The organism is Bradyrhizobium sp. OK095, assembly GCF_900109945.1.
Classification (GTDB): Bacteria; Pseudomonadota; Alphaproteobacteria; order Rhizobiales; family Xanthobacteraceae; genus Bradyrhizobium.
On record NZ_FOBX01000008.1, the window covers coordinates 110,159 to 124,911 of the forward strand.

General features: G+C 61.5%; 15 protein-coding genes and 2 pseudogenes. 13 read left to right on the plus strand and 4 right to left on the minus strand.

The annotated features are described in order from the left end of the window. Positions 1-31 precede the first annotated feature (31 nt). Genes BMW89_RS21650 through BMW89_RS21665 form a run of 4 tightly spaced genes read left to right on the plus strand, consistent with a single transcriptional unit; the run spans position 32 to position 2,850 of the window. Positions 32-643, plus strand: coding sequence for a DUF1285 domain-containing protein (locus BMW89_RS21650; protein ID WP_092029039.1), 612 nt, complete (start codon positions 32-34; stop codon positions 641-643). Further along, positions 640-1,311 carry a CoA pyrophosphatase gene (locus BMW89_RS21655; protein WP_092029040.1) on the plus strand — a complete coding sequence of 224 codons (672 nt, stop codon included), beginning with the start codon at positions 640-642 and terminating at the stop codon, positions 1,309-1,311. Before BMW89_RS21650 ends, BMW89_RS21655 begins: the two co-directional genes overlap by 4 nt. Next, positions 1,308-1,571 (plus strand): DUF6111 family protein, encoded by a 264-nt coding sequence (locus BMW89_RS21660; RefSeq protein WP_092029041.1) that lies wholly within the window; start codon positions 1,308-1,310, stop codon positions 1,569-1,571. The genes BMW89_RS21655 and BMW89_RS21660 overlap by 4 nt, the downstream gene beginning before the upstream one ends. Before the next feature lie 10 nt (positions 1,572-1,581). After that, positions 1,582-2,850 carry a CCA tRNA nucleotidyltransferase gene (locus BMW89_RS21665; RefSeq protein WP_092029321.1) on the plus strand — a complete coding sequence of 423 codons (1,269 nt, stop codon included), beginning with the start codon at positions 1,582-1,584 and terminating at the stop codon, positions 2,848-2,850. A 43-nt stretch (positions 2,851-2,893) separates the two neighbouring features. On the opposite strand, the gene BMW89_RS21670 is transcribed toward BMW89_RS21665, so the two are convergent. After that, a complete protein-coding gene (locus BMW89_RS21670) occupies positions 2,894-3,199 on the minus strand; it encodes a hypothetical protein (protein WP_092029042.1) in 306 nt (101 codons plus the stop codon). A gap of 314 nt (positions 3,200-3,513) precedes the next feature. Here BMW89_RS21670 and BMW89_RS21675 point away from each other — a divergent pair, with 314 nt between their 5' ends. From BMW89_RS21675 to BMW89_RS21700, 6 genes and pseudogenes are all read left to right on the plus strand, one after another. Beyond that, entirely contained in the window at positions 3,514-4,491 is a 978-nt protein-coding gene (locus BMW89_RS21675) for a c-type cytochrome (protein WP_092029043.1), read from the plus strand. Between the two features lie 10 nt (positions 4,492-4,501). After that, positions 4,502-4,848: pseudogene (locus BMW89_RS38435) on the plus strand (CCA tRNA nucleotidyltransferase); the annotation flags it as partial. Further along, positions 4,845-5,612, plus strand: a complete 768-nt coding sequence (locus tag BMW89_RS21685; RefSeq protein WP_092029044.1) for a sulfite exporter TauE/SafE family protein — start codon at positions 4,845-4,847, stop codon at positions 5,610-5,612. The pseudogene BMW89_RS38435 and the gene BMW89_RS21685, both read left to right, overlap by 4 nt. Before the next feature lie 283 nt (positions 5,613-5,895). Next, positions 5,896-7,302 carry a tetratricopeptide repeat protein gene (locus BMW89_RS21690; protein WP_092029045.1) on the plus strand — a complete coding sequence of 469 codons (1,407 nt, stop codon included), beginning with the start codon at positions 5,896-5,898 and terminating at the stop codon, positions 7,300-7,302. Then, positions 7,299-8,702, plus strand: a complete 1,404-nt coding sequence (locus BMW89_RS21695; protein ID WP_092029046.1) for a tetratricopeptide repeat protein — start codon at positions 7,299-7,301, stop codon at positions 8,700-8,702. Before BMW89_RS21690 ends, BMW89_RS21695 begins: the two co-directional genes overlap by 4 nt. 68 nt (positions 8,703-8,770) lie before the next feature. After that, complete coding sequence (locus BMW89_RS21700) at positions 8,771-9,445, plus strand: transposase (RefSeq protein WP_092029047.1); 675 nt, start codon at positions 8,771-8,773, stop codon at positions 9,443-9,445. An 80-nt stretch (positions 9,446-9,525) separates the two neighbouring features. Here the strand turns inward: BMW89_RS21700 and BMW89_RS21705 are convergent, their stop codons facing one another. Next, the gene (locus BMW89_RS21705) at positions 9,526-9,711 is read right to left on the minus strand and encodes a hypothetical protein (RefSeq protein ID WP_092029048.1); all 186 of its coding nucleotides are present in this window, start codon (positions 9,709-9,711) and stop codon (positions 9,526-9,528) included. Positions 9,712-9,995: 284 nt separating this feature from the next. On the opposite strand from BMW89_RS21705, the gene BMW89_RS21710 reads away from it, so the two are divergent. The 3 genes from BMW89_RS21710 to BMW89_RS21720 all read left to right on the plus strand — a co-directional run bounded on the left by BMW89_RS21710 (position 9,996) and on the right by BMW89_RS21720 (position 13,205). After that, the gene (locus BMW89_RS21710) at positions 9,996-11,294 is read left to right on the plus strand and encodes a glycosyltransferase (RefSeq protein ID WP_092029049.1); all 1,299 of its coding nucleotides are present in this window, start codon (positions 9,996-9,998) and stop codon (positions 11,292-11,294) included. A gap of 235 nt (positions 11,295-11,529) precedes the next feature. Continuing rightward, complete coding sequence (locus BMW89_RS21715; RefSeq protein ID WP_143062802.1) at positions 11,530-12,075, plus strand: hypothetical protein; 546 nt, start codon at positions 11,530-11,532, stop codon at positions 12,073-12,075. Between the two features lie 323 nt (positions 12,076-12,398). Beyond that, a complete protein-coding gene (locus BMW89_RS21720; RefSeq protein ID WP_092029051.1) occupies positions 12,399-13,205 on the plus strand; it encodes a substrate-binding periplasmic protein in 807 nt (268 codons plus the stop codon). 38 nt (positions 13,206-13,243) lie between these two features. Here BMW89_RS21720 and BMW89_RS21725 read toward each other — a convergent pair. Together BMW89_RS21725 and BMW89_RS21730 are read right to left on the minus strand one after the other, a co-directional pair. Beyond that, positions 13,244-13,462, minus strand: a pseudogene (locus BMW89_RS21725) (YodC family protein). 214 nt (positions 13,463-13,676) lie between these two features. Then, positions 13,677-14,723 (minus strand): hypothetical protein, encoded by a 1,047-nt coding sequence (locus tag BMW89_RS21730; RefSeq protein ID WP_092029052.1) that lies wholly within the window; start codon positions 14,721-14,723, stop codon positions 13,677-13,679. Positions 14,724-14,753: the final 30 nt, after the last annotated feature.

Genomic DNA, 14,753 nt, shown 5'->3' on the forward strand with positions numbered 1-14,753 from the left:
ATCGTGCCAAATGACAAAGTCAGGGCAAACCATGGCGAACCAAGGGCAGAGCGCCGAACGCGGTCTTGAGGGGCTGACTGCCGCCGCCAAAAGTGCTGCCAATACCGAAGGCGCCAAAAAAGGCCTGCCTCCGGTGCATCTGTGGAATCCGCCGTTTTGCGGCGATCTCGACATCCGAATCGCATCGGATGGTACTTGGTTCTACATGGGTACGCCAATCGGACGCCCCGCACTGGTTCGCTTATTCTCGACAGTTCTGAAGCGCGAGGGCGACAAGCATTTCCTCGTCACGCCGGTGGAGAAGGTCGGCATCCGCGTCGACGACGCGCCGTTCATGGCGGTCGAGATGCAGAAGGACGGCGAGGACAACCATAGCGTGCTGAGCTTCCGCACCAATGTCGACGACTGGGTGACATGCGACGCCGCGCACCGGCTGCGTTTCGAGCAGGCCAAGGACGGCGGGCTGACGCCATACTTGCATGTCCGTGCCGATCTTTGGGCCAAGGTCACCCGCGCGCTCTATTACGATCTTGTTGACATGGGCGAGGAGCGGATGGTCGATGGCCAGCCGATGTTCGGCGTCGAATCATCAGGTGAATTCTTCGCCATGGCCGATGCGGAGCAGGTGAGGGCCGCGCTTTGAACAAGCCTATCCTGAGGAGCGAGCCCACAGCGATCGGAGCTGCGGATTTCTTCGCCCGCTCGAAGTCGAGGCTTCACTTCGACGTGCCGCCCGCTCTGTTTGATCCGAATATCGTCCCTGCCTCGGGCGATCCCGGCACCGACAAGATGCTGGAGATCGTCGCGCGCGAGCAGCCGGTGCGCCCGGCGGCTGTGCTGATCGCCGTGGTCGACCGTCCCGAGCCGACCATCCTGCTGACGCAGCGCGCGGCGCATCTCAACGACCATGCCGGCCAGATCGCCTTTCCCGGCGGCAAGATCGATGCGACCGATTCATCCCCGCTCGATGCGGCGCTGCGCGAGGCCGAGGAGGAGGTCGGGCTGTCGCGAGACTTCGTCGAGCCGATCGGCTATCTCGATCTCTACGGCACCGCGTTCGGCTTCCGCATCTTGCCGACGGTCGCCAAAGTGCGGCCCGGCTTCGAGCTTACCATCAACCATTCCGAGGTTGATGATGCCTTCGAGGTGCCGCTATCCTTCCTGATGGATCCGGCGAACCACCAGATGCACAGCAAGGAATTCCGCGGCATGGAGCGCTTCTATTACGCGATGCCGTTCGCGGAGCGCTACATCTGGGGTGCGACGGCCGGAATGCTGCGTGTGCTGTATGAGCGGATCTATTCGTCATGATCCGGCCGGTCCTGACCGAGATCGGAATTTTCCTCGTTCCCTTTGCCGTCTATGCACTGTTCCTGGCCGCCACCCGGTCCGGCCTGTTCGTGCAAACATCCTGGCCGATCACCATCGTCGCGCGCCTTGCGCTGGCGGCGCTCGTGCTTGTCATCGCGGGGCTGATCGGGTTCGCGCATTTCTCCGGCGCTGCGCCGAATTCGACCTATGTTCCCGCCCATGTCGTGAACGGCAAGCTCGTGCCGGGCACGGAGAAATAAGGGCCGGATGATGAGCGCAGAGCCGATCCTCGAGCCGGTCCTTGCCGATGCGCCCTGGCTGAACTCAGGCGGCACCGCGCGGGTCCTCGAGCTGCTCAACGCCAATGGCGAGGAGGCGCGGGTGGTCGGCGGCGCCGTGCGCAACGCGCTGCTCGGTCTCGTGCCCGGCGACATCGACATCGCGACCACGGCGCTGCCGGAGGAGGTGGTGCGGCGCGCCAAGGCTGCCGGCATCAAGAGCGTGCCGACCGGCATCGCCCACGGCACCATCACGCTCGTCATCGACGGAGCGCCTTACGAAGTCACGACGCTGCGCGAGGACACCGAGACCTTCGGCCGCAAGGCCAAGGTCGCGTTCGGCCGCGACTGGGTGAAGGACGCCGAGCGCCGCGATTTCACCATGAACGGCTTGTCGGTCGATGCGGCAGGTGTCGTCTACGACTATGTCGGCGGCATCGCGGACGCCAAAGTGCGGCGCGTGCGCTTCATCGGCGATCCCGACCAGCGCATCGCCGAGGATTACTTGCGCATCCTGCGCTTCTACCGCATCCACGCCGCCTTCGGTGCCGGGGATCCCGATCGCGACGGCTCGCTCGCCTGCATCCGGGGACGCGCGGGCCTGGCGAGCCTGTCGGCCGAACGGGTGCGCATGGAGATGCTGAAGCTGCTGGTGGCCGGCGGTGCATCCGCGGCTGCGTCGGCTATGGCCGATGGCGGATTGCTGCAGGCGCTGATCGGCGGCGTTGGCTATATCGGACCCTTGGCGACGATGATCGCGATCGAACGCGAGCTCGGCCTCCCGGCAAGCAGCACGCGGCGCCTCGCAGCCCTGGCGGTCGCCGTGACCGAAGATGCCAAGCGTCTCACCACGCGCCTGCGGCTGTCCAATGTCGAAGCCAAAGCGCTGGATTCGATGGGGCACCGCTGGTGGCGCTTCGCCGCCAAGGACGAGGCCCATGCGCGGCGGCTGCTCTACCGGCTTGGCGCGGAGCGCTATCACGATCGCGTGTTGCTCGGCTGGGCGCGGACGACGAATGACGTGCATTCGTCGCACTGGCGCGCACTCGCAGAGCTGCCGCAGTGCTGGACGGCGCCGAAATTTCCGCTTCGCGCCGCCGACTTCATCGCGCGCGGGATGGCGGAAGGGCCTGCGCTCGGACATGTGTTGACACTCGCCGAGGACGCCTGGCTTGCTGCGGATTTTCCACTCGAGGAAGCCGCACTCGCTGCCATCGCCGATCAAGCTGCGGCCCGCATCAGCCGCGACGAGAGAACGTGACCATCCTGTTGGGTTTCTCCAGCAGCTTGATTTTGGAGAGTTGCTAGAGAACGCCCTGGGCAGCCGCGTTATCCCGATAGACTTGCTTTTGACGAACGATCGCCAATTCTCTGCGGCACGCTGTGAATGCAGTGTCGGTGGAGCGGATACCGAACGTCCCACAGACGTCGCGATCCTCATCCGCTATCGTCCGCTCGAGATATGCGCGTGCGGCGTCACGCATGGCTGGGCCGGAAATGAAAAACGCGTGCAGCCCATAGGCGAACAGGCCGGCAATGAGTAGCCCAGACCCCAGTGCAGGGAGCGGGACGTGGCGGAGACTAGGCGCATTGGTTCTGGTTTCGGTCATGGAAATCTCATTGAAAATCAGATCGACTGGAAAGCGGGTTGTTCGTCGGCAAAGCCAGAATAGCCTCCAGATCGGGGCCGGCGCTTGGAAAACCTTGCGCATATATGGCGCTCGAGTTCTTCGCGCTCCACGGCCCCCTCAGCTTAAGCCCAGGGAGGGCCTATTGCTCTCCGCAATCCACGCAATGTTTTCCGCGCGCCAAGCCGCGATTGCACTTAGCTTGCTGACAAGTTGGGTTAACCGACGTTGTTTATCGCCAAATCTGTTCGATACATTTTCAGACCTGCTCAATTCATTTCCAGAGGGTCATTGCCATGAACCTGCGCGCGCTGATGCTATTGATATCAGTTGTTTTCAGCGGACCTGCTGCCTTTGCGCAGCAACCCAGCGCTGCCCCTCCGTCTGAGGGATTTCCGGCTTGGGCGTTCTTGTGGGACCCGTCCGTCAAGGTGCCCCCGCCGGACGACAACCCCAACCAACTCGCCGGCAGCAACGCCGCCTTCAGTTGGAAACAGGCGAGAGATCTTTTCTTTGCGCTGGATTGGCATCCGGATGACCATCCGGCCATGCCGGAGATCGTTGCCATCGGGCGCAAGCCGGAGGTCCGCGCGTGCGGATCATGCCATCGCGCCGAGGGCACCGGTGGTCCTGAAGGTGCGAGTCTCGCAGGTTTGCCGGTGAACTATTTGGTCCAGCAACTCGCCGACTTCAAAAGTGGCGCCCGAAAGATGTCTGGGCCGGAGAGACCCCCAAAAACCATGGTGGCCTCGGCCAAGGCCATGACTGACGCCGAGATGCACGCCGCGGCAGAGTATTTTGCCGGGCTGAAGCCCAGGCGGTTGATCAAGGTCGTCGAAAGCGACAGCATTCCCAAAACAGGGCCGTCTCGCATGTTTTACGTCAGAAGTCCGGAGGGCGGCTCCGAAGCGCTCGGCCTGCGGATTGTCGAGATGCCAGACGATGGAGAGCAGTTCGAACTCCGTGACTCACGAGCGACTTTCACGGCCTATGTGCCGGTTGGAAGCTTGGTGAAGGGAGAAGCACTCGCCACGACCGGCGGATCGGGCACCACCGTTGTTTGCGCTGGCTGCCACGGTCCGGACCTCAGAGGCACTGGCGAGATTCCGTCGATTGCAGGTCGCTCGCCGACCTACATCGTGCGACAGCTGTATGAGTTTCAGAATGGAGGCCGCGTGGCAAGCGCGAGCGCTCTGATGAAACCGACCGTGGAAAAGTTGTCCTCGAGCGACATGATTGCTTTGGCCGCCTACGTGGCGTCGCTTCCGCCATGATAGAAACCGTCGCTTCTGGGCCCTCGTCGCAACCGTCGAAGCCAATGCGCGGCGGTTACTCTATCGGCCCGGCGCGGAGCGCTATCACGATCACGTGTTGAGCGGACGGAGAGCGAAGTGCGTTCGTCACGCCGGCGCGCGCTTGCCGAGCTGCCGTAGTGCTGGATTGCGCCGAAATTTCCGCTTCGCGCCACCGGCTTCATCGCGCGCGGGATGGCGGAAGGGCCTGCGCTCGGACATGTGTTGAAACTCGCCGAGGACGCTTGGCTTGCGGCCGATTTTCCACTAGAGGAGGCCGCACTCGCTGCCATCGCCGATCAAGCTGCGGCACGTCTCAGCCGCGACGGGAAAAATTGACCATCGTCTCAGCCTTCGCCGACATCTCGATCTTTCAGCTTCTGCTGGTCGCGTTGATGGCGTTGTTTGCTTCGATCATCGGTGGTCTCGCCGGCTACGGCACCGGCGCGCTGATGCCGCTGGTCCTCGTGCCGCTGGTCGGCGCCGAGCCCGTAGTGCCGATCATCGCGATCTCCGCACTCTTCACCAATTCCAGCCGCGCAATCGCCTATCTCCGTTACGCCGACCGCCGCCGCGCCCTCATCGTGCTCGCCTGCGCGGCACTGACGACCGCGCTTGGCGCCTACGGCTACACGCGCCTCACCAATGCGGGCGCGGCGCTCGTGATCGGCTCCATGCTGATGCTGAGCGTGCCGCTGCGCCGCGTGCTCCGCCGCCGCAAGGTCAGGATCGGCGACACCGGTCTTGCCGCAGGCTCCGTCGGCTACGGCGTGCTGGTCGGCGGCACCTCCGGCTCCGGCGTGATCCTGCTCTCGCTCTTGATGGCCGCGGGGCTCGAAGGTGCCGCGGTGATCGCAACCGACGCGATGATCTCGCTCGGCACCGGTCTGATCAAGATCTCGGTGTTCGGCCTTGCCGGCGCGGTGACAGCGCAGGTGCTCGCCTTCGCGCTGTTGATCGGAGGGATAGCCATCCCCGGCGCGTTCCTCGCAAAGGCCTTCGTCGAGCGGATGCCGGTGCATATTCACACGGCGATCCTCGATGCGGCGGTGATCGTCGGCGGGCTGGTGATGATCTCGGCTGCGGCGAGGCAGCTCGTCTGAGCGACGATCGCGGCCCGGTGCTTGCCACGATCCCATCGATACGGCGCGAATCGCCTAAGGTAAACAGAACACAGTCGTTTCCGCCTGCGGTTTGAGCAGTTGACCGAAGCTCGCCGAAAAAAAATTCCAGCGACCGTAACATCCCCTGCATGGCCGCCGTAGAGACCTTGGGGAATGCCCGTCTCGCGTATCTGGAATGCACCTGAACAATGCTCGCGCTCGCAGCGGGATCGGTCGGGTTCAGTCCGCGTCCTGGTTCTTTAAGACTGAATGGGGAGTTCGGATGAACGACGAGACCGTTGGAAAGCACGTGAATTCGGCACGGCTCAACCTGGAAAGGGCAATGCGATTCCATGGCGCCGGCAATTGGGAACGCGCCGAGCAGCACTATCTGGAGGTGTTGTTAGACGATTATCGCAGCACGGATGTTCTTCCGCTCCTCGCAAGTGTCGTTGCGAATCGCGGACATATCGACCGCGCCATCTATTACTGGGACACGCTGCTTTCGATCGAGCCGCATCACCTCAATGCCCTGGCCGCGAAGGGTGGGCTACTCTACAGGACCGGGCGTTTGACCGACGCGCTGAGCTGTTTTGAAATCGCGACCGGCCTCGCTCCCGACGATGCGCTCATCCGCAACAATCTCGCCGTTGCACTGGCCGATAGCGGGCGAAAGGATGAAGCGATCATCGAGTTCGGCCATGTTCTTCGCCTTCAGCCTGACAACGTCAACGCCTACCACCAGTTGCGCCGGTTGTCGTCCGCTATCGTTCCCTTCTGGCACATCCCCATGATGAACGACACACGGCGCAACGACTGTTTCGAACTGGCGATCCGTCGGGCGCTGGCAATCCGCGGCTTGAGCGCGCAAATCCTCGACATCGGCACGGGCAGCGGTTTGCTGTCGATGATGGCGGCGCGTGAAGGCGCCACCAACATCGTCACCTGCGAAACGGTTCCGACCATCGCGCGCGTTGCGCAGGAGATCGTCGCCGAAAACGGATATGCCGAACAGATCACGGTTATCGGAAGATCCTCGACGGGCCTTTCCGTCGGCGAGGATATCCCGGCGAAAGCCGACATCCTGATCTCCGAGATCCTGTCCAGCGATCTCCTGGCCGAGGACGTGCTGAGCACGTTTGAAGACGCACGGCGCCGGCTGATTGCCGACGATGCGATCGTCATTCCAAGGGCGGCAACGGCCATGGGCTGCCTTGTGGCAAGCGAAACGCTCGCCGCCTACAGCAATGTCAAAATGGCGTCCGGCTTCGACGTTTCGCGGTTCAACAGCCTCGCGCCGCTGCGTTTGCCCATCCACGGAACGATGACTGAATGGTCAAGGCTTTCGAACGATTTCGAAATCGCATCACTGGATTTGACATCTGCCGCACATGAACCGGAACTGCGGGCCGTCTCGATCCCCGTGATCGCTTCCGGAATCGCCGTGGGCGTCGTTCAATGGATGCACGTGGACCTTATCGACGATATCGTCTTCATCAACCATCCGGACGGCTATCATGACGGCGGCTGGCTCCAGGTGCTTCATGTTTTGCCACGGCCGATGCCTGTCGAGGCGGGGTCGGTTGTGAATCTTCTTCTGGGCCATGACAGGTCCACCCTTATCGTGCTGCCGGCTGGCTTCGCAGGGGACCACCACCCCGCTGAGCGCAGGACCTCCGCGACCTCATGAGCAAACAGGGCCTGGGAGCCGGCGAGCTGCGGAAATTCGGTCTCATGCGATGGAAATCGGGAGAGCTGGACTTGGCGGTCCAGTCGTTTGAGGCCGCACTGGTCCTGGAGCCGGACAACGCCATGATCTGGGAGGACCTATGCGGGGTGCAACTGGCCTCCGGCAACAGCGAAATGGCGCTTGGCTCGATCAGAAGATCGATCGGGATCGATGACCAGCGCGCTCAATCCTGGCTGATGCTGGCAACGGTCCTCGACCGAATGCAGGATCAGGATTTGGCCGCGTCGGCCTACAGCCAGACAATCATGCTCGACGAGACGATTGCGAGCGCCCATTTCGGTCTCGGCATCATCCAGCTCAGGCGCGGAAAACCGGCGCAGGCCCTGCAATGCCTGCAGCAGGCCGTCACGCACGACCCGCAGAACGCCAACGCGCATCTTTGCCTTGGTCATGCCTGTTATGCGACCGGCGATTTTGTCGGTACGGCGAAGTCGCTCGATGCCGCCGGCAAGTTCGGCCCGCTGGATCCGGCCAGTGCATTGGTCCGCATCAAGGCGATAACCTTCCAGGCCATCATCGAGGGCAAGGTCGACGAGGCTCTGGCAAATTACAGCCGGCTCGCCGACGCGGGTGACGGATCCGACGACATTTCGCAGGAAGCATTTGCGCTGCTCAACGCGCACGGATACCGGGATGCCGCTCGCCTTGTTGGCCAATTTCGGCTTCGCCGCGACCCCGATGACGCGGTTCAGCGCTACATGAACAGCGCGGTGGCCGGTGAACAGCTTCCCAGGGCCCCAGTGGACTATGTCGAAAGACATTTCGATCGCCTGGCGCCCGGTTTCGACAGGAAACTTGTCGACTCGCTGCAATATCGCGGGCCCGAGATCATGGCGCAGATGATCGCCGTGCACCGTCGTCGTTTCGATCATATTCTCGATCTCGGCTGCGGTACCGGCTTGGCTGCAAAGCCCCTCTCTCAGTTCGGCGGCGCGGCCATTGGCGTCGATCTCTCGGCGGCGATGCTGCTACAGGCGGAAGAACGCCGCTACTACAGCGAGTTGAGAAAAGCCGAGGCAATCGAGTTCCTGGCGGCGAGGCCGGCGAGCTTTGATCTCATCTTCGCGGCCGATGTCCTGGTCTACATTGGCGACCTCAGGGCATTCTTCGGCGCGCTTGTCGACGTCCTTGTCAAGGATGGCATCATCGCGCTCAGTATCGAGACGACAAATGTTGCGGATTTTGAGCTGCGGCCTTCCGGACGTTTCGCGCATTCCGTCACTTATGTCGAGAAACTGGCATCCGACCATTTCGTAAAACTGGAATCGATGACGGCGACGCTCCGGCTTGAGATGCGACATCCGATCGAAGGCGAGTTCATGGTTTTTCGGAAGAGATAACGCAATTGCGCAATTACGGTGACAGTGCACTTAATTGACTCCGCCCGGGTTTGCAGGCATGCTGCGGCATGGCCCGTCTTGCCCGTGTCGTCGTCCCCGGCTATCCCCACTATGTCACCCAGCGCGGCAATGGCCGGTCGCGCACATTCTTTGACGATGGCGATTATGCGCTCTATCGCGACCTGCTCGCGGCGAGCTGCGATGCGGCCGGGGTCGAGGTGTGGGCCTGGTGCCTGATGCCCAGCCATGTGCATCTGATCCTGGTGCCGTCCGACGCCGATGGGTTGCGCCGCGCACTGGCTCCCGTACACCGCCGCTACGCCGGCATCATCCACGCGCGCCGCAAGCGCACCGGCCATTTCTGGCGGGGTCGTTTCGGTTGCGTGGCGATGGACGAGGCGTACCTCGCTGCTGCGCTCCGCTACGTCTCCCTCAATCCGGTGCGGGCGCGGCTCGTCGAACGGGCGCGCGACTGGCGCTGGTCCAGCGTCCGCGCCCATGCCGGCAGCCGCAGCGACGGTATCACCGCGACCGCGCCGATCCGCGAACGCTATCCGGACTTCTCGCGTTTTCTGTCCGAGGAGAGCGAGCCCGGCATGATCGAGCAGCTACGCGGCGCCGAAACCATCGGCCGCCCCCTCGGCAATCCAAAATTCCTGGATATGGTCGAGCGGAAGACAAAGCGCGTTCTCAAGCCGGCCAAGCGCGGGCCGAAGCCGCGCGGGGATCGCGAGGAAAGTTAAGTGCACTGTCACCTTAATCGCGGACGCGGGTAACTCCGCTGATTGTCACCGTGATTCGGCTAATCAGGTCACTTATCAGGTCACTTGGCGTAGCCCTGGGAGCGCAACCACGCGATCTTGCGGTCACCGTTGATCCAGCCGTCGGCATCCGCCTTGCTGGCAAATCCGGTAATTTCGCGCTGCTCGCTGTCCGGATAGTCGGCGAGGATTTTCCAGTCGCCCTCGGCGACACGTACAGTTCTGAAGGTCACTTTTATTTTAGCCATGTCCCATTATGCCCCGTTTGGCTCGAAATGAGAACCCGTCTTGCGGCCGGACTGCCATTTTTTAGTTAGTTTTCTCGCACTTTCACCGCCCACAAGCGGCGGCTTCATCCTTACAGATGTAACCATCTCACTCGGACGAGACATCGTTCAGTAGCGCGCGCCGCTTCATTCTTGGAGCGGTCCGCGCGGACGCATGCGCGGCCAAGCATCCGTCCGGAAGCCTGCACTGAGTTGCCCGGGATGGATGGCAAGCCAATTCACCTGCGTGACCGAAAGGCTCCATCATGCCGTATCATTTCCTGCTGGCGTCGTGGGGAACCCTCGGAAATTTAAGCCCGATGCTCACTGCGGCGCGGAGGTTGCATCGAAACGGTCACTGCATCCGGGTGATGGCAGATCCAGCGATGCGCTCTGAGATCGAGGCCTCCGGCTTTGCCTTTGTCCCTTGGCGCCGCGCCCCGACCGGAGCGGCCGCGGATCCGGTCGATGTCTCGGACATGCAAGACTTTCTACGCCGGGCCATATTTGATCCTGCCGCGCTCTATGCGGCCGATATGAGGGCTGAGATCGACCGTATGCCGACGGATGCTGTTCTCGTGCTTGACGCGCTCTTTGGTGCCGCGCTCGGGGCGGAGGCATCCGATGTGCCTTTCGCTCTCCTGTCCCCTCATGTCAGCCTTCGGCCGCTGCCGGGAATGCCGCCTGTTACCAGCGGATTGAGCCAACCGAGAACGCCGGAACAGCGCGCCGAAGTCGACGCCGCCAATGCCAGGCAGGCCGAAACACTGAATTCGTTCCTGCCAATTTTCAACCGCGCTCGTGCCGATCTGGGTCTTCCTCTGCTGGCAGATGTCTTCGATCTGTTCGATCGCGCCGACCGGCTTTTTCTTGCGACCAGTCAAGCGTTCGACTTTCAAGCTGACGCGCTGCCCGACAATTTCCGCTACGTCGGACCGCTGCTCGATGTCCCGAACTGGTCTAGATCTCTGCAGACGGAGGCATGGCGCGCACCATGGTCGGCTCGATCGGGTCGTCCTCGCGCGCTGATCGCATGCAGCACAGGCGCGCAAGGCCAGCACGAGACGTTTCAGCGCATGATCGACGCGATGGAAGCGGTCGAGATCGATGCCATTGCAACAGCCGGTCCCAATCTGGACGTCGCCGATCTCAGGGCTCCGGAGAATGTGCATTTGATCCGGGGCGCTCCCCATGACCTGGTCATGAAGGATGTTTCCGTGGTGCTATCGCAGGGCGGTCACGGAACGACCATTCGTTCGGTCATCAACGGACTGCCGCAGCTCATTCTGCCAATGGGACGGGACCAGGCCGCCAACGCCGCGCGCATCGAGGCGAAGGGGGCAGGGCTTCAGTTGCCTGCAGCCGCCTCCGAAGCGGACATTGCCGCGGCGGTGAACCGGTTGATCGGAGAGCCGCAATTCAAGATGACGGCCTGTCTCCTCGGCGAGGCCGTCAAGGCCGATATCGATCGGTCCAGCCTCGTCGACGAGATGGAAGCGATCGCCGCCACCGGCCGCGCGGCGAGACGGCAATCGAAGAAACTGCCGGTTCGTAGATCTGCCTGACGGTTGATGCAGCGGCGCGAGACACATGTCTTCGCCACTGCCCGGAATGCGGTGAGAGTCCAGCACTGTCACCGTAATTCCAATTCACTCTCACCGTAATTCTTCCACCACGCGCGGTGCAGTTCGAGCGGGCCGCTCTGGTAACGATTCCGTATAGAGTGAAATAAGAACATGCGCAGGATGTCTCTTCTGCATGGCTCCGCAGTACGGATCCAGATAGCAATGGAGAGAGCATGTGAAACCCAAATTGCCCTCGGCGCTTGCAGCCGGTTCCATAGCCATCATCGTTAATACACTGGCCCTCAGAGCCGCAGATCTCATCTCTCTACCGACGGCTAAGGGCGGCCTCCTTCGGCTGGTTTCTTCCTGGTCTATGCCCATACTCGGGCAGCTCGGCATGACGTATACTTGGACCTCACTGGAATTGCCGACGGTCGCATCCCCTTTTCTTCAAACCGGCTTCCATCTCTTCGTGGGCATGTTGATGGCCCTTTTTTATGGGTATGTCGTCGAGCCATTGCTGCCTGGCCTGAACGACATCCTCAAGGGTGCCACTTACGCTGTTATTGTGTGGATATTGAACGCGTTTGTCGTTCTTCCGCTAACAAGCGAGGGCATCGCCGGCGTCGCGCATTTGACTGTCGCCGGCATTCTCTGGTACGCGGCCGCGCATACGCTGTTCTTCCTCATTTTGGCGCAGCTTTACGGCGTTTTGAGAAATCGACCGGCGAGCGCAACTCCGGCGCTCCGCTCTCTGCCGGATAGCAGCACCAGTGGATGAGACCGCGCCTGGAATCACGGTGACAGTGCTGGACTGCCCCCCTTAAGTGAGACACGCTATTGCAGTGACAGTGGGGTTGCCACGATCGTTACCGTGGCTTGTTTTGCGCGAACGCGGTTTTGAACTCAAGGGGCGAAGGATTACGGTGATGGTGCATTAAACTACTGTCGCGAATCCGCTTCGCTGGTGATGAGCAGGCGATTGAATGCACTGTCACTGTAATACCAGCTCCAAATCCCTTTGCGCTTGTCAACTCCGCGCGGAAGTGCGAGATTCGCGTGTGACTTCGATTTGCGCGTGAGCCTGCGCCGCGAAAGTTCAGCATGATGCGAAATCAGCGCATCCGGAATTCAGCCAAAGGTGCAGGTTCCCTGAGATCCTTGCTGTTCGCCCTTGCGATCGCGTTGACCGGCTGCGGCAATGCGTATCCCGCCGGCCTTGTCCTCGTAGCCGCCGACAGTTCGCCCACAGCCTATGTCAAGGATGGCACGCCGTCCGGAATACTTGTCGATGTCGTGACCGAAGCCTTTCGAAGGACAGGCGAGCGGTTTGAAGTTCAGGTGATGCCCTGGGCACGTTGCCTGGCGGAAGTTCGCAGCGGTCGTGTCGACGGAATATTCTCCGTTTTCAAGCTGCCTGAGCGAAATGAGTTCCTCACCTACACCAACGTCCCGGTCATCACCCAGGTGCTGGCGTTTTTTGTCCCTGCCGATTCCGATGTGAAGTTTGACGGCGACATCGGCAAGTTGGGAGGGCTTGGAATCGGGACCATCAGGGGCACAAGTTACGGCCTCAAGGTCGATAGCGCACTCAAGACAGGGGTATGGTCGACGGTTGTCGAAACCAACAATGTCGATAACCTCGTTGGCATGCTGTCCCTGAAGAGGATCGATCTGGCGATCGGCTACCGGCATGTCGTCCTCGATGCCGCGCGCAACAAGGGGTATCTGGACAAGATAAGAGAACTGTCTCCAGGCATCGACGAGATTCCAAGTTATCTGGCATTCAACAAGCAACATGACTATTCAAAAGTGATTGCCAATTTCGATCGAGCGCTGACGAGCATGAAGGACGACCACAGCTTTGAGGCCATCTACGAGAAATACCTGGGGCCCAAGGCCGGGCATTAGGAGCTGTGGACGACGGTGACCGTTCGTCCTGGATCCGCTCACTCCTCGTCCTCGTCTTCCTCGTCTTCCTCGTCGTCCTCATCCTCATCGTGGTCTTCTTCCATCTGGACGAGCGTGATCAGCGGCAGCGTCTCGCGGAACAGATCACCTTCCATGCCCATCCAGAGGCAGAGCACGTCGTCGCCCTTGACCTAGGCAACCGTCAGTGGTTGGCCGCCGGATTTCAGCATCACGATATCGCCGGCTTTCAATTCCATGGATTTGTGCTTTCGAGTTGATCGACGCGCACAACACGCCAGCAAGCGGTCATGACACGCCTATCGCGCGGGACTGGCGCGCGGGCAAAATCCGCTAAAGCATGATCCGGAAAAGTGCGAAGCGGTTTTCCGAAAAGATCATGCGCAAACAACAACCTAAAGCGCGATGACGATTCATCCCAATCTCATCGCGCTTTAGCCCTGCGCATCGGTGTCAGCTGCGTTCGTTCCTGGCCGGCTGAATTGGCAGGCACTGGCTGCTGAACCGATTGACCGCGTCGCGCACCAGCGGAACGTGACAGACGAAGCCGGTGGGCCGGTAGCGCACCCTGATACGGTCCAGCTGCGCCATGGTCAGCGTCATGAACGCATCGAGCCGGCGGGCCTGAAACTGCAGCCTTTGCTCGTTGCTGACCGGTGGCTTCACGGTGTCCGGCTTGCGGTCATTCGGAACATCGCTGCTGGATGCCAGCGCAGATGGTTGGCCGCGCAGCGCCTCGAAGCAATGGTTCATCACCAGAACGTGGTGCTTGGCGCTCCACCAGTTGAGGGCGACGACCTTCTGCAGAGGATCGACCGCGCCGCCCGGCAGCCTGGCGCAGAGCGGGACATAGGCCTTCGGACCGTCCGCGGCTGGGTCGTTGCAGAGCTCTTCGCTGGGACGCCCCGGGTCACTCCCGTTGTAGGCTGCGCCCTTGAACAGCGGGAGATTGGCTTCGGACTCGCAGTCGAAATTATACTTCGTGAGTAATGTTGCCGTCAGGGGGTCCTGGTCGAGCGTGTGCTCGGCTGCGGCATCGCGTTCCATGTCGCTGGGCCAATCGATGTAGATCTCTGCCTTGCGCGCAAAGATGGCGCCGTTCCGCCGCAAGGCCGATCGTGCCTTCCAATAGTCTGCGAGCGGCTCGAGCGTCTTGGTGTCCACGGGTATGAAGGCGGGACTTGCCTGCGCCTTCAGCGAGCCGAAGCGCTCCGGCAGAATGCTCTCCTGCAGCATCTGCACTTCGGCGAACGCATCCGAGATCTCGATGAAGGTCTCCGTGGCCTTCTGCATGTCGGCCTTGGCCTGCTCGCCGACCTTCTGCTCGTAGGAATTCAGATATTGGAAATATCCGCCGAGGAAGCCGGTCAGCAGGGTGACGGCCGTCAATCCCTTGGTGACCGACAGTCGGCTATCCCAGGATTGGATTCTCTGCCACGCGCCCGGTGCCTCGCCCGGAGATTGCGCGCGTGCCGCATCCTTTGGAAGGTCCTGCTCCATTGCTGCCTCCAACTCTCACTCCACGCCCCA